The sequence below is a fragment of the Lichenicola sp. GTC18331 genome, from assembly GCF_055386855.1.
Genome location: NZ_AP045015.1, coordinates 103,921 through 118,041 on the forward strand (window position 1 = coordinate 103,921; position 14,121 = coordinate 118,041).

Here is a 14,121-nt window from a genome sequence, read left to right on the forward strand (position 1 = left end):
TTCCCCCGAGACCCGTCTCAGAAGAAGAAGTTCCATGGCCGGCCATTCGCAATTCAAGAACATCATGCACCGCAAGGGCGCCCAGGATGCGCGCCGTGCGAAGCAGTTCGCCAAGGTGATCCGCGAGATCACCGTCGCAGCACGCTCCGGCCTGCCCGACCCGTCCACCAACGCCCGCCTGCGCGCGGCGATGTGGGCCGCGCAGAAGGTCAACATGCCGAAGGACACGGTGGAGCGCGCCATCAAGAAGGCGAGCGGCGCCACCGCCGGCGACGACTACGTCGAGGTGCGCTACGAGGGCTATGGCATCGCCGGCGTCGCCGTGATCGTCGAGGCCCTCACCGACAACCGCAACCGCACCGCCTCCGCCGTGCGCGCCGCCTTCTCCAAGCATGGCGGCAGCCTGGGCGAAACCAACTCGGTCTCGTTCATGTTCGACCATGTCGGCATCGTCGCTTATCCGGCCTCCGTCGCCAGCGAGGACGACATGCTGGAAGCCGCGATCGAGGCCGGTGCCGACAACGTCTCCAGCACCGACGAAGGTCACGAAGTCACCTGCGCCATCGAGAACTTCTTCGGCGTGCGCGACGCGCTGGAAGCCCGGTTCGGCCAGCCGGATGTCGCCAAGCTCGACTGGCGCCCCAACGTGCTCGTCACCCTCGACGAGGAAAAGGCCGTCTCGCTTCTCAAACTCATCGACGTGCTTGACGAGGACGACGACGTGCAGGCGGTCTACGCCAATTTCGACCTGCCCGACGCGGTGGCCGAAAAACTCAGCGCGTGATCCGTCTGCTCGGCATCGATCCAGGCCTGCGCTTCATGGGCTGGGGCCTGATCGAGGTGGACGGAAACCGCCTGCGTCATATCGCCGACGGCGTGATCGCCACTACCGGCACGGACAGCGTGCCGGAGCGCCTCAAGACCCTGCACGCAGGCCTCAACCGCCTGTTCGACACCTACGCCCCGGCCGAGGCGGCGGTCGAGGAAACCTACGTCAACCGCTCTGGCTCCTCCACGCTCAAGCTCGGCTACGCGCGCGGCGTCGCCCTGCTGGCACCAGCTCTGGCCGGAATCGCCGTCGCCGAATACGGCGCGATGGAGGTCAAGCGCGCCGTGGTCGGCACGGGCGCCGCCAGCAAGGATCAGGTCGAGGTCATGGTGCGCCGGCTGCTGCCCGGCGCCGACATCAAACGTGCCGACGCCGCCGACGCCCTCGCGGTCGCGATCTGCCACGCCCATCACCGTGCCAGCCGGCTGCGCGTCGCCGCCGGCACCAGGATGGCCTGATGCAAGCGATGCCGGCGGTTCCGTCCTTTCTCCGACGTCGTCTGGTCTGGTGGCTGGGCGCGATCTCGATCGGCCTGGTCGCGATCGGTTTCGCCACCGCCGGCGACCGCGTCGCGCATTGGCGTCACGCGCTGGTGTCGCCGCATCCCTGGCTCATGCTGCTGATCGCGCCCACCGGACTCGCCGTGTCCGTGTTCCTGGCCCGCACCGTGTTTCCCGGCGCCCAGGGCAGCGGCATCCCGCAGACCATCGCCGCGCTGCAGATGCAATCCGACCGCGCCGTCGATCGCGTGCTCTCGCTCCGCATCGCCGCCGGCAAGATCCTGCTCACCATCCTCGGCCTGTTCGCAGGCGCTTCCATCGGCCGCGAAGGCCCCACCGTGCAGATCGGCGCGGCGCTGATGCACACGCTCGGGCGCTGGATGGGCCTTGCCGACGTGTCCGTGCGTCGCGGCCTGATCCTCGCCGGCGGTGCAGCAGGCATCTCCGCCGCCTTCAACACCCCGCTCGGCGGAATCGTCTTTGCCATCGAGGAACTCAGCCATTCCTTCGAGGTCCGCACCAGCGGCACCATGCTCACCGCCGTGATCCTGTCCGGCGTCACCAGCCTCGCGCTGGTCGGCAACTACACCTATTTCGGTCACACCACCGCGACGCTGCCGATGGGCATCGGCTGGGCCGCGGTGCTGGTCTGTGGCCTCGGCGGCGGTCTGGCCGGCGGCCTGTTCTCGGCGTTGCTGGTGCGCGCCGCGCGCGGACTGCCCGGCGCGTTCGGACGCTTCGTGCGCGACCGGCCGGTGCTGTTCGCCGCCCTTTGCGGCCTCCTGCTCGCACTGATCGGCATCTGGACCGACGGCGCCACCTACGGCACCGGCTACGCCCAGGCGCGGCACATGGTCGACGGCGACGAGCAGTTCGGCCGTTTCTTTCCGGCCTGGAAATTCCTCGCCTCGCTCGTCTCCTATTGCAGCGGCATCCCCGGCGGCATCTTCGCGCCCTCGCTCGCCATCGGCGCCGGCATCGGCGGCGACATCGCCCTGCTGCTGCCGCACAGCCCGGCCGGCGCGGTGGTGCTGCTCGGCATGGTCGGCTATTTCGCCGCCGTGGTGCAGGCGCCGCTCACCGCCACGGTGATCGTCATGGAAATGACCGACAACCAGGGCCTCACCCTGCCGCTGATGGCCACCGCCTTCATCGCCTATGGCGTGTCGCGCCTGATCTCGCCGCGCGCCCTCTACGGCGCGCTCGCCCAGCGCTTCCTTCAGGCCAACGAGCCCGGAACCACGAAGCGCGTTTCCACGGCGACCGAAGCCAAAGCGCACTGAACCGGATCGCGACGCTCGCTCCCGGCAGACGTCGCGACCCCTCTCACATCCCGCCGGCGGCCGCCAGCGTTTCACCGGTGATCCAGCCCGCCTCGTCCGACGCCAGGAACACCACGGCGCGGGCGATATCCGCCGGCAAGCCGACCCGTCCCAGGGGAGCCGTCGCTGCCATGCTGGTGAACGCCTCCTCGTTGCCGGCGAACATCGCCCGCGTGCCCTCGGTATCGGTGGCGCCCGGATTCACCGAATTCACCCGGATGCCCCGGCTGCCCAGATCCTTGGCAAGCGTGCGGGTGATGGCGTCCACGGCCGCCTTGGTCGCGTTGTAGACGACCAGCCCCGGCGGATGGATGCGGCTGGCCAGCGAGCCGATGTTCACGATGCTGCCGCCGTTCTCGAACTGCGCCGCCGCCGCCTGCGACGCCAGCAGAAGTCCCAGGACATTGATGTCGAAATGGCGCCGGTAGTCCGCCTCCGTCAGCGATTCGAGCGGCGTCGACGCGAACACGCCGGCATTGTTCACCAGGATGTCGACCCGCCCGAACCGCTCGCGCGCCGCGCCGAACAGGGCCGACACCTCTTCCGGCTTCGACACGTCGCCCTGCACGGCGATCGCCTCGCCGCCCTTGGCCACGATCTCGTCCACGACCTTGTCGGCACCCTCGCGGCTGCTGGCGTAGTTCACCACCAGCTTCGCCCCGGCCGCCGCCAGACCCAGCGCGATCCCGGCGCCGATCCCCTTCGACGCGCCGGTGACCAGCGCGACCTTTCCGGTGAGAACAGACATGACGACCCTTTCTCGTTTAGACGATTAGATAATCGTCTAAACGTTTCCGCCTTCAAGGGGCTCGCCGAACACCGCGCCCAGCCGGGCGCGATAGGCCCGCATCGTTTCGGCCCGGAACCGCAGCCGGGCGAACTTGCCTTCGCGGACGATCTCCACCAGCGCCGCCATCTCCAGCTCCCTGACGTGATAGGACACCGTCGCCGCCGACACCGGATGCACCGCCCGCATGTCCTGGCAGCAGAGAGACCCGGCCTCGGCGATCTCGCGCAGCATCTGGAACCGGCGCGGATCGCCCAGCGCCCTGGCGATGGCGATCATCTCCCGGTCGGTGAGGGCAGGGGGTTCGGGCATCCGGTCTATGTGGACCCGTTCCCGTCCGGTTCCAATCCGCCCTGTGGTGCGCGAGGCCCGCCTCCATTATCTCTTGCCCATGACCTCCTCCGCCCTTCGCCCATGATCGCCCAGCTCACAGGCCTGCTGGCGCAGGTGGAGGCGGATCGCTGCGTCATTGACGTCAACGGCGTCGGCTACCTGGTGCAGTGCTCCACGCGTACCCTCTCCGCCCTGCCCACGCCGCCCGAGATCAGCCGCGTGCTGGTGGAGACCGTGGTGCGCGAGGATGCGATCCTGCTCTACGGATTCGCCGAAACCGCCGAGCGGGACTGGTTCCGTCTCCTCACCACCGTCCAGGGCGTCGGCGCCAAGGTGGCGCTCGGCATCCTGTCCGCGCTGTCGGCGCGCGACCTGATCGCCATCATCGCCGCGGGCGACCGCCCCAGCCTCACGCGCGCCCCCGGCGTCGGTCCGCGCCTCGCCGACCGCATCCTGAGCGAGCTCAAAGACAAGGCCGGCGGCATGCCCACGGGCAGCGTCGGCGCAACCAGCGGCACGATGCGCGAGGCCGGCGGCGGTCTCGAAGCCGACGCGCTCGCCGCCCTGGCCGGGCTCGGCTTCCGACGCGTCGAGGCGCATCCGGTGGTGACCCGCATCACCGCCCGCCTCGGCGAGAATGCCCGTCTCGACACCATCATCCGAGACAGTCTCAAGGAGCTCGCACGATGAGCGAACCGCGCACCATCGATTCGCGGCGCGCGGAAGAGGATGCGGCGGAAGCCACGCTGCGCCCGCAGACCCTGGACGATTTCGTCGGCCAGCAGGCCAGCCGGGAGAACTTGTCCGTGTTCATCCAGGCCGCACGCGGACGCGGCGAGGCGCTGGATCACGTGCTGCTGCACGGCCCGCCGGGCCTGGGCAAGACCACCCTGGCGCAGATCGTCGCGCGCGAACTCGGCGTCGGCTTCCGCGCCACCTCCGGCCCGGTGATCCAGCGCGCCGGCGACCTGGCTGCGATCCTCACCAACCTGCAGCCACGTGACGTCCTGTTCATCGACGAGATCCACCGCCTGCAACCGGCGATCGAGGAAGTTCTCTATCCCGCGATGGAGGATTTCCAGCTCGACCTGATCATCGGCGAAGGCCCGGCCGCGCGCTCCGTGCGCATCGACCTGTCGCCCTTCACCCTGGTCGCCGCCACCACGCGCGCCGGCCTGCTGGCGACGCCGCTGCGCGACCGTTTCGGCATTCCCTTGCGTCTTGTCTTCTACACGCCGGAGGAGTTGCGCCGGATCGTGTCGCGCGGCGCCGAGAAGCTGCGTTTCGAACTCACCCATGACGGTGCCGAGGAAATCGCCGCACGGTCGCGCGGAACCCCGCGCGTGGCCGGACGCCTGCTGCGACGCGTGCGCGATTTTGCCACCGTCGGACGCACGACTTCAGGCCCGGTGGATCGCATCCTGGCCGATGCCGCCTTGAACCGTCTGGAAGTGGATGCGATCGGCCTCGATTCGATGGACCGCCGCTATCTGCGACGCATCGCCGAACATCATCATGGCGGCCCGGTCGGTGTGGAAACCCTGGCCGCCGCTCTGGCGGAAGCGAGAGACACGCTGGAAGACGTGGTGGAACCCTATCTGATCCAGGAAGGTCTGGTTCTCCGCACCAGCCGGGGCAGGGTGCTCGCGGAGCGCGGCTGGCGCCATCTCGGCCTGAAGCCGCCCACCACCGATCCGCGCACGCAGTTCGACCTGCTGTCGGACGACTGATCCCATGGCCGCACATCAGCATCTCGTCCGCGTCTACTACGAAGACACCGATGCAGGCGGCGTCGTGTATCACGCGCAATATCTCGCCTTCGCCGAACGCGCGCGCAGCGAAGCCCTGCGCGCCGCCGGCGCCAGCGCGGCCAGCCTCGCACGCGCGCACGGAATCGTCTTCGTCGTGCGCAGGCTCGAAGCCGACTACGCGCGCCCGCTGCGCCTCGACGATCTGGTCTGCGTCGAGACGATCCTGCTGGAACGGCGCGGCGCCAGTGCCAGACTGCAACAAACCCTGTCCGTCGACGGGGACCATCGCGCCACGCTTCTCGTGCAGCTCGCCTTCATGCGCATGAACGACGGCAGACCGACCCGTCTTCCCGAACCCTGGTCCGGCGTTCTCGACCGACTCGCCTGAAAAAGATTGCCGCGACGCAATATGGGCATCACGGATAATTAATCGCAGGTCGCGCATGACCGAACGGGAAATCCCGGCGTTGTCCGACCATGCTGCTGTTCAGCACATGGGAGTCGACAATGAGAAAAACGGCGAAAACAACGGCGCTTCTGGTTTCCCTGGCGCTCGCCGTGCCGACCGCATCTGCCTTCGCGCAGACCGCCGCCTCCGGCAATGACAATCAGGCGGTCGCCACCACCTCCGCCAACGCGATGCAGCCCGCGCACGGCTCCAACAGCTTCACCGAGAAGCAGGTCATGCACCGCCTCGGCAAGCACGGCTATTCCGACGTCAAGGATCTGACCAAGGACGACAACGGCGTCTGGCACGGTACCGCCACGCATGACGGCGCGCCGGTGAAAGTCTGGCTCGACTACAAGGGCAACGTCGGCACCGAGTGATCTCCACCGAAGATCGCTGTCACACACACGAAAAATCGCCGAACAAGGAAACGCGCCATGGCCCATCAAACCATCACCCGGCTCTACGACACCTATGACGAAGCCAGAAAGGTCGTTTCGGCCCTGGAAGACGCCGGCATTCCCCATTCCCAGATCAGCCTGATCGGCAACGAACATCGCGATCACGCGGTGCATGACGGGACCACCAGCGACAAGGTCGAGGGCGCGGAGAAGGGGGCCGGCACAGGCGCCTCCATCGGCACGCTGGTCGGTGGCGGCGCCGGTCTGCTCGCCGGAATCGGCGCCCTGGCGATCCCCGGCGTCGGCCCGGTGGTCGCCGCGGGCTGGCTTGTCGCCACGCTGACCGGAGCCGGTGTCGGCGCCGCGGTCGGCGGCGGTGCCGGCGGTCTGGTCGGATCGCTCACCGGCGAAGGCGTCCCGGAGCGCGACGCGCATGTCTATGCCGAAGGCGTCCGTCGCGGCGGCAACCTCGTCTCGGTCCGCGCCGACGAGACTCAGGTGCCGGTCGTGCAGGGCATCCTCGACACCCATCGTGGCGTCGATACCGCCGCGCGTCGTTCCGAATACGAATCCGGCGGGTGGACCGCGCACGACGTCGCGGCGGAACCCTATACCCGCCCGGTGGTCGGCTCCGACCGCCTGTAACGGCCGCTCTCCCGCAATCAGCCCGGTCCGGAGCTCTCCGGACCGGGCTTTTTCATGCCCGAACACCAGGCCGCCATGATTTCGCCAGCTTAAAAAGCGTCCATCCGCAACCTGCTACGGGATGAAGCTTCTGCTTCGCATCAAAACCCTCTACGGAGGGCGCGGCAGTGGCGACGGCCGAAGCGGCGGCCCGGTTTGAGCAATGGAGGCGTGGTTGGATCGGGCGGTTGATGCGGCGAACCTGGCGGCGGCGGCGTCTGGCGGGGATCTTTCCCTCTGGGCCCTGTTCATGCAGGCATCCTTTGTCGTCAAGCTGGTGATGCTGGGCCTGGTCGGCGCCAGCGTGTGGGTCTGGGCGATCATCTTCGAGAAGACGATCTCCATCCGCCGCGCCAACAAGCAGGCCACCGCCTTCGAGGACCGCTTCTGGTCCGGCGGCTCGCTCGACGAGCTCTACGAGACCGACGGCGCCAAGCCGGCGCACCCGATGGCCGCCGTGTTCGGCGCCGCCATGGGCGAATGGCGTCGCAGCGCCCGCGTCGCAGGCGTCGACCTGTCGCGCGGCAGCGTCCGCGAGCGCGTCGACCGCGCCATGGGCATCACCGTGACGCGCGAACTCGAGCGTCTCGAACGCTGGATGATCTTTCTCGCCACCGTCGGCTCGACCGCGCCGTTCATCGGCCTTTTCGGCACCGTCTGGGGCATCATGCACTCCTTCTCGGCCATCGCCGCCATGCACAACACCAATCTCTCGGTGGTGGCGCCCGGCATCGCCGAAGCCCTGTTTGCCACCGCGATCGGCCTCGTCGCCGCCATCCCGGCGGTGATCGCCTATAACAAGATCAACCAGGATCTCAGCCGCTTCGCCGCCCGCCTCGAAGCGTTCGGCACCGAGTTCGGCGCGATCCTGTCCCGCCAGTCCGAGGAAAGGGCTTAATCCATGGCCATGCAGATGGGCGGTGGCGGCGGCGGGATCGGCGGCAGACGCCGGCACAAGCCGATGTCCGACATCAACGTGACGCCTCTGGTGGACGTGATGCTGGTGCTGCTCATCATCTTCATGGTGACCGCACCGCTCATGACCAGCGGCGTGAACGTGGACCTGCCCAAGACCAACGCCTCGCCGGTCAACGCCGACACCAAGCCGATCACCGTCACCATCAAGCAGGACGGCTCGCTCTACATGGGCGACGACGCGGTCACCACCGACCAGCTCGTCGCCAAGCTGCAGGCCGCGTCGCAGAACGACCCCAACCACCGCATCTTCGTGCGCGGCGATCAGCACATCGACTACGGCCGCGTCATGCAGGTCATGGGCACCATCACCTCGGGCGGCTTCACCCACGTGGCGCTGCTGGCCGAGCAGCCGCAGGGCGGCGGCGCGCACTAAGCCGCCGCGCCTCCCGTCCTCACGACCCAACGATCCAGCCAAGGCGTTTCCGACAGTGGCCCGCACCAGACAGGATGAGAATCGCGGCCTGACGCGCGCGGGCCTCATTTCGGGCGGGCTGCATCTGGCCGTGCTGCTCGCCCTCGTCGTCGGGTTGCCGCCGATCGCCAAGCCGCCCGAGCCGCCCGAGCCTCCGGCGGTCGAGATGGATTTCGTGGGCCCCCCGGCCAAGAGCCGCAAGGGCGACGAACCCGCGCCCAAGCCGGTGGAAGCCCCGTCTCAGGTCGAGAAGGTCGCCCCCCCGTCGCCGACCCCGCCCGAGAAGATGCCGGTCGAGGAACCGCCGCCGCCGCCGCCGCCGCCCACCCCGGTGCCGCCGCCGCCGCAGGCCGTGCAGACCCCGACCCCGCCGATCGACATTCCGCCCAAGGTGGAGGAACCGTCGCCGGAGGTGGCCAAGCCACCGCCGCCGCCGAAGCCGGCCCCGCCGTCGCCCGCGCGCACCCCGTCGCCGCCCGTGCCGCATCCGACCCCGGAGCTGCCGAAGATGACGATGCCGTCGCACGTCACTCAGCCCAACAAGACCACCAACGCGCAGCCGGACACCCATTCGCTGATGGCGACGCTGGAGAAGTTCCGCGCCGACCAGCCGCAGACCCATCCGCCGCGCGCCCACGCCAACCCGGACCAGGGCGGCTCGCCGTCGCGCGCCGGAGACGTCACCGGACAGCTCACCGCCGGACAGCAGAAGGCGATCGGCGGCTCCGTGCGCCGCTGCTATGCCGAAGACACCGAAGCCAAGGATTACGCCTCCTTCACCGCGCATCTGCTGGTGACGGTGGACGCCACGGGCGAGGCGCGACGCGTCGACTTCAAGCCCGACACCGCCGCACGCATGGCCGCCGATCCGGGCTACCGCGCGCTCGCCGAACGCGCCCGCGACGCCGTGCTCAACCCCACCTGTTCCAAGCTGCCGATCCCGCCCAACCTGCTCGGCAAGACGCAGCAACTCTCGTTCGTGTTCCGCCCGTAACGGGCGCATCCCCGGCCGCCTCCGATGACGGCCGGCCGCCTCAAGATCCCAGGGAGACCACCATGTCGTTTCTCACCTCCGACCGAAGCACCCTGTCCCGTCGCGGCCTGATCGGCGCGGCGGGCGCCGGAATCGTCACCCTGCCGCTGCAGGCGCTGGCACAGGCCCCGGCGCCGCAAGGCGGCCAGGGCGCCGGTCCGGGCGGCGCCGAGATCACGGTGGATCAGGCCCGCACCGCGCCGATCCCCATCGCCATCCCCAGCTTCGGCCCCGGCATCGGCGAACAGATGACGCAGGTGATCAGCGACGACCTCGCCGGTTGCGGCCTGTTCCGTCCGCTCAGCATGGCCGCGTCCGCCGGCGGCAGCGGCGTGCCCGACTTCAACAGCTACAAGGCGATGGGCGCGCAGGCGATCGCCCAGGGCACCACCTCCGGCTCCGGCGGCTCCGTGCGCGTCGAGTTCCGCCTCTGGAACGCGCTCACCGGACAACAGCTCCAGGGCACCGCCTACACCACCAGCGGCGGCAACTGGCGCCGCATCGCCCACATCATCGCCGACGTCATCTACGAGCGCATGCTGGGCGACAAAGGCTATTTCGACACGCGCATCGCCTTCGTGTCCCTCAACGGACCGCGCTCGCACGCCATCACCCGCCTCGCGATCATGGATCAGGACGGCGCCAACAGCCGCATGCTCACCTCCGGCCAGTGGCTGGTGAAGACGCCGCGCTTCCATCCGACCCGCGACGAAATCGCGTTCATGAGCTACGCCGAGAACCGGCCGCGCGTTTACCTGTTCGACCTCGGCTCCGGACGTCAGGAAGTGCTGGGCGAGTTCGCCGGAATCTCCTTCGCGCCGCGCTTCTCCCCCGACGGATCGCGCGTGATCATGTCCGCCACGCGCGGCGGCGGCTCCGACATCTACGTGGTCGATCTCGGCTCCCGCGCCACGCGCCGGCTCACCAACTCCGGCGCGATCGACACCAGCCCGTGCTACAGCCCGGACGGCTCGCAGATCGTGTTCAATTCCGATCGCGGCGGCAGCCCGCAGCTCTACATCATGGGCGCAGGCGGCGGCGACGCGCGTCGCATCTCCTACGGCAGCGGCCAGTACGGCTCCCCGGTCTGGAGCCCGCGCGGCGACCTGATCGCCTTCACGCGCATCGGCTCGGGCGGATTCTCCATCGGCGTCATGGCCCCGGACGGCACCGGCGAGCGAATCCTAACCAAGGGCTTCACCGTGGAAAGCCCCACCTTCTGCCCGAACGGACGCGTGCTCGCCTATTGCCGCCAGAGCGCCGCGGGCGCCGGCGGCGCGGGCTTCTCCTCCTCGCTCGACCAGATCGACATCGCCGGCTTCAACGAACGCACCATCCGCACCCCGGGCGGCGCGCAGGCCCCGGCCTGGTCGCCCCTCAAGGGCTGAACAGGGACCGCGCGAATGGGCGTTTCTGCAACGCGCAGACAAGAAATCTCGCAGCGCACGAAACGCCCTCTCGCAAAGGGCGTTGGCTTCTTGACCGGAAGCGAAACGAAGCGGTATCGCGGTGGGGCCGTGTGGTGCGGTCCACGCCGATCGCGACCGTCGTATCCGGTCGGGCCGTAGGCCGGACTAGCCGCTCGTTTCGTAACCCCCAGGAACGATAATCATGAAGTTCAAGATCCTCGGCGCGCTCGCCCTCGTGGCGGCGGTTGCCGCTTGCTCCGACGACAAGTCCGCCAACACCGGCACCGCGTCCGGCCTCGGCGCGACCTCCGCCCCGACCGGCGCCGCCGTGCCGGGCAGCGAAGCCGATCTGGTCGCCAATGTCGGCGATCGCGTCTACTTCGCCCTGGCGCAGAACACCCTGTCGCCGGAGGCTCAGGCCACCCTCGACCGTCAGGCGGCGTGGCTCGCCCGCTATCCGCAGGTGACCGTGCAGGTCGCCGGTAACTGCGACGATCGCGGCACCGACGAATACAACATCGCGCTGGGCAACCGCCGCGCCAACGCCGCGCGCGACTATCTGGTCGCCAAGGGCGTCGCCGCCGACCGCATCACCACCATCTCCTATGGCAAGGACCGCCCGACCGCCACCGGCGACGACGAGCAGGCCTGGGCCCAGAACCGCAACGCGATCACCTCGGTTCGCTGAACCGTTTCCGATCGTTCATGTCGAAGCGCCCCGGACCACGGTCCGGGGCGTTTTCGTATGCGGCGTTCTGATCTACCGTCCGCCCGGTCTTTCCGTTTCCCGTCGAGGTTTTTCGATGCGCGCCGTGCCTTTCTCCCGTTTCCGGATTCTGTCCCTGGCCGGCGTCGCCGCGACCGCGATGCTCGCTACCCCGGCGCACGCGCAGATGGACAGCCGCGAGGCGATCTCGCTGCAGAACCAAATCCTCGAACTGCGTCACGAGGTCGAGCAGATGGGCCCCGGCAGCGGCGGCTCCGTGCAGCCCTCCGCCCCGCCGATCGGCGGTCAGGCACCCGTCGGCGGCGACTCCAACGGCCTGTCCGCCCAGCTTCTGGAACGCGTGCAGACCCTGGAACAACAGGTCCGCGACATGCGCGGTCAGCTCGACCAGCTCAACAACCAGGTGCAGCAGCAGAACGCCACCCTCAGCAAGCAGATCAGCGATCTGAGCTTCAACATGCAGAACGGCGGCGGAGCCGGCGCCGCCGGCGCGGCCGCCGCAGGTGCCGCGGCCGGCGCGGCAGCATCCGCACCGGCAGCCGCCGCAGCCGCCCCAGCTCCAGCCGCACGACGCACCCCCGAAGCCTCGCTCGCCGCAGGCAATGCCGCCCTCGGCCGTCGCGACTACGCCGCCGCCCAGGCCGACGCCAACGAGGTGCTGTCCGGCCCGCGCGGCCCGCGTCAGATCGACGCCCAGTTCCTGCTCGGCCAGTCGCTCGCCGGCCAGCATCAATACCAGCAGGCCGCCGTCGCCTATTACGACGCCTATAACCGTGCCCCGCGCTCCGGACGCGCGCCGGACGCGCTGCTCGGCGTCAGCGCCTCCATGCTCGCCCTCGGCGACAAGGGCGCCGCCTGTCAGGCCCTGGCCAAGATGCACGCCGAGTTCCCGCAACCGGCCCCGCGCGCCAAGGCCGCCTATGCCTCGCTGCACAGCCGCGCCGCCTGCCACTAGCCAAGTGGCGACACGGCGCAACCCGGTCCGTTCCGGCCGGTGACGCCGGCCGCGTCGCCGGCTCCGGTCGATCCGGCCGAGTTCGCCGGCTGGATCGAGCGGCTCGGCCCCTGGCCGGCGCCCGGAGCGGCAGCCCCGGTCGCGATCGCCGTGTCCGGCGGCGCCGACAGCCTGTGTCTCGCCCTGCTCGCCGCCGCCTGGGCCGGCGCACGCCGTCTGCCGGTTCTGGCCCTGGTGGTGGATCACGGCCTGCGCCCGGAATCGGCCCGGGAAGCCGCGCAAACCCTCGACACCCTGCAACGGAACGCCATCCCGGCCCGGCTGCTGCATCTCGACGTACTCGAACGCGGCCCGGGACTCGCAGAGCGCGCCCGCGACGCCCGCTACGGCATCCTGCTCCGCGCCTGCCGTGAAGCGGGGGCGGTGGATCTGCTGCTCGGCCATCATCGCGCCGATCAGGCCGAGACCGTGCTCATGCGCCGTCGCGCCGGCAGCGCCGCCAGCGGCCTCGCCGGCATGTCGCCGCTGTTGGAAACCGACGAGGTGCGCCTGCTCCGTCCGCTTCTGCGGGTCGATCCCGCCCGGCTGCGCGACACGCTGCGGGCGAGGGGAGTCGGCTGGGTCGAGGACCCGTCCAACCGCGACCGCCGCGCCGAACGCACCCGCATCCGCGAGGAACTCGCCATCGCGGACACGCTGCGCAGCGAATTGCTGCGCCACGCCGACGCGGCCGGGCAGGAGCGGGGCAGGGCCCGTGCCGAAGACGCCGCGCGTTTCGCCGCCACGGTGTCGCTCCGCCCGGAGGGATTCGCCGTGCTGCCGCCCGATCTGCTGCCGCCGGACGCGCTGGCCACGCTGATCCGCACCGTCGGCGGACGGCCGCATCGTCCGGCATCGGATGCGGTGGAGCGCCTGTCGCGCGTGCCCCGCGCCGCCACGCTGGCCGGAACGCGCCTGCTGCCGGCAGGGCGCTGGGGCGAAGGCTGGCTGCTGGTGCGCGAAGCCGCCACCCTGTCCGGACCGCTGCGCGCCGCGCCCGGCATACGCTGGGACGGCCGTTTCGTTCTCCACGGAACGCTCCCGCCACCCGAATCCACGCCCGCTGCCGCATCCGGCCAGGATGCCCCGCTCATCGCCGAGCGCGACGACGACACCCTTTTCGCCGACTCACTCGGCGCGGAAGCCCTGTTCGTCGCCGCGCTCGGCGACGATGCCGCCGCCTTCCGGCGCGGGCACCGTCTGCCGTCGGCGGTGCTGCACGCGCTGCCCGCTCTGCGCTGCGTCGACGGCGGCTTGCGCGCGGTGCCGCATCTCGGCTGGCGCGCCGATCCGCGCCTCGCCACCCTCTCGTTCCGATTCCGGCCGCTCATGCCGGCCAGCGAATCGACGCCGTTCACCATTCTTTAGCCGCTTCGGTGCGATCCTGCGTCCCGGGCCCTACCGGGCGGGCGATCCCGTCCCAATCTAGCTTTGGAGTGTGGAATGGCATTGCCGGCCCGACCGGTTATGATCGCCCTTCGCGTTTCGGGATCGGCCCGATCGGTGTCGGCGC

The 14,121-nt window shown here is 69.7% G+C and carries 17 protein-coding genes; 15 read left to right on the forward strand and 2 right to left on the reverse strand.

The annotated features are described in order from the left end of the window. Positions 1-34: 34 nt before the first annotated feature. From ACZ5BM_RS00425 to ACZ5BM_RS00435, 3 genes are read left to right on the forward strand one after another with little or no spacing between them, the layout of a single operon-like run. Positions 35-784 (forward strand): YebC/PmpR family DNA-binding transcriptional regulator, encoded by a 750-nt coding sequence (locus tag ACZ5BM_RS00425; RefSeq protein WP_498909347.1) that lies wholly within the window; start codon positions 35-37, stop codon positions 782-784. Beyond that, positions 781-1,287, forward strand: a complete 507-nt coding sequence (ruvC, locus tag ACZ5BM_RS00430; RefSeq protein WP_498909348.1) for a crossover junction endodeoxyribonuclease RuvC — start codon at positions 781-783, stop codon at positions 1,285-1,287. The genes ACZ5BM_RS00425 and ruvC overlap by 4 nt, the downstream gene beginning before the upstream one ends. Then, positions 1,287-2,612 (forward strand): chloride channel protein, encoded by a 1,326-nt coding sequence (locus ACZ5BM_RS00435; protein ID WP_498909349.1) that lies wholly within the window; start codon positions 1,287-1,289, stop codon positions 2,610-2,612. The genes ruvC and ACZ5BM_RS00435 overlap by 1 nt, the downstream gene beginning before the upstream one ends. A 43-nt stretch (positions 2,613-2,655) precedes the next feature. On the opposite strand, the gene ACZ5BM_RS00440 is transcribed toward ACZ5BM_RS00435, so the two are convergent. Beyond that, a complete protein-coding gene (locus ACZ5BM_RS00440) occupies positions 2,656-3,399 on the reverse strand; it encodes an SDR family NAD(P)-dependent oxidoreductase (RefSeq protein WP_498909350.1) in 744 nt (247 codons plus the stop codon). 36 nt (positions 3,400-3,435) lie between these two features. Further along, complete coding sequence (locus ACZ5BM_RS00445; protein ID WP_498909351.1) at positions 3,436-3,750, reverse strand: ArsR/SmtB family transcription factor; 315 nt, start codon at positions 3,748-3,750, stop codon at positions 3,436-3,438. 102 nt (positions 3,751-3,852) lie between these two features. On the opposite strand from ACZ5BM_RS00445, the gene ruvA reads away from it, so the two are divergent. The 12 genes from ruvA (at position 3,853) to tilS (ending at position 13,976) form a co-directional block, all read left to right on the forward strand. Next, positions 3,853-4,461, forward strand: a complete 609-nt coding sequence (ruvA, locus tag ACZ5BM_RS00450) for a Holliday junction ATP-dependent DNA helicase RuvA (RefSeq protein WP_498909352.1) — start codon at positions 3,853-3,855, stop codon at positions 4,459-4,461. Further along, positions 4,458-5,501 carry a Holliday junction branch migration DNA helicase RuvB gene (gene ruvB, locus ACZ5BM_RS00455; protein ID WP_498909353.1) on the forward strand — a complete coding sequence of 348 codons (1,044 nt, stop codon included), beginning with the start codon at positions 4,458-4,460 and terminating at the stop codon, positions 5,499-5,501. The genes ruvA and ruvB overlap by 4 nt, the downstream gene beginning before the upstream one ends. 4 nt (positions 5,502-5,505) lie before the next feature. After that, a complete protein-coding gene (locus ACZ5BM_RS00460; protein WP_498909354.1) occupies positions 5,506-5,910 on the forward strand; it encodes a hotdog family protein in 405 nt (134 codons plus the stop codon). A gap of 119 nt (positions 5,911-6,029) precedes the next feature. Beyond that, complete coding sequence (locus ACZ5BM_RS00465; protein ID WP_498909355.1) at positions 6,030-6,350, forward strand: hypothetical protein; 321 nt, start codon at positions 6,030-6,032, stop codon at positions 6,348-6,350. A gap of 57 nt (positions 6,351-6,407) precedes the next feature. Beyond that, the gene (locus ACZ5BM_RS00470; protein WP_498909356.1) at positions 6,408-7,016 is read left to right on the forward strand and encodes a general stress protein; all 609 of its coding nucleotides are present in this window, start codon (positions 6,408-6,410) and stop codon (positions 7,014-7,016) included. 202 nt (positions 7,017-7,218) lie between these two features. Continuing rightward, positions 7,219-7,953 carry a protein TolQ gene (gene tolQ / locus ACZ5BM_RS00475; protein WP_498909357.1) on the forward strand — a complete coding sequence of 245 codons (735 nt, stop codon included), beginning with the start codon at positions 7,219-7,221 and terminating at the stop codon, positions 7,951-7,953. 3 nt (positions 7,954-7,956) lie between these two features. Beyond that, positions 7,957-8,406: an ExbD/TolR family protein gene (gene tolR, locus ACZ5BM_RS00480; RefSeq protein ID WP_498909358.1), complete on the forward strand. Its 450-nt coding sequence runs from the start codon at positions 7,957-7,959 to the stop codon at positions 8,404-8,406. 55 nt (positions 8,407-8,461) lie between these two features. Continuing rightward, entirely contained in the window at positions 8,462-9,439 is a 978-nt protein-coding gene (locus ACZ5BM_RS00485) for an energy transducer TonB (protein ID WP_498909359.1), read from the forward strand. Between the two features lie 62 nt (positions 9,440-9,501). Next, on the forward strand, positions 9,502-10,866 hold the full coding sequence (gene tolB, locus ACZ5BM_RS00490) for a Tol-Pal system protein TolB (protein ID WP_498909360.1): 1,365 nt from the start codon (positions 9,502-9,504) through the stop codon (positions 10,864-10,866). Positions 10,867-11,089: 223 nt separating this feature from the next. Then, positions 11,090-11,575: a peptidoglycan-associated lipoprotein gene (gene pal / locus ACZ5BM_RS00495; protein ID WP_498909361.1), complete on the forward strand. Its 486-nt coding sequence runs from the start codon at positions 11,090-11,092 to the stop codon at positions 11,573-11,575. 115 nt (positions 11,576-11,690) lie between these two features. Then, positions 11,691-12,569 (forward strand): tol-pal system YbgF family protein, encoded by an 879-nt coding sequence (locus ACZ5BM_RS00500; protein WP_498909362.1) that lies wholly within the window; start codon positions 11,691-11,693, stop codon positions 12,567-12,569. A gap of 39 nt (positions 12,570-12,608) precedes the next feature. Then, on the forward strand, positions 12,609-13,976 hold the full coding sequence (gene tilS / locus ACZ5BM_RS00505) for a tRNA lysidine(34) synthetase (RefSeq protein WP_498909363.1): 1,368 nt from the start codon (positions 12,609-12,611) through the stop codon (positions 13,974-13,976). Positions 13,977-14,121 lie beyond the last annotated feature (145 nt).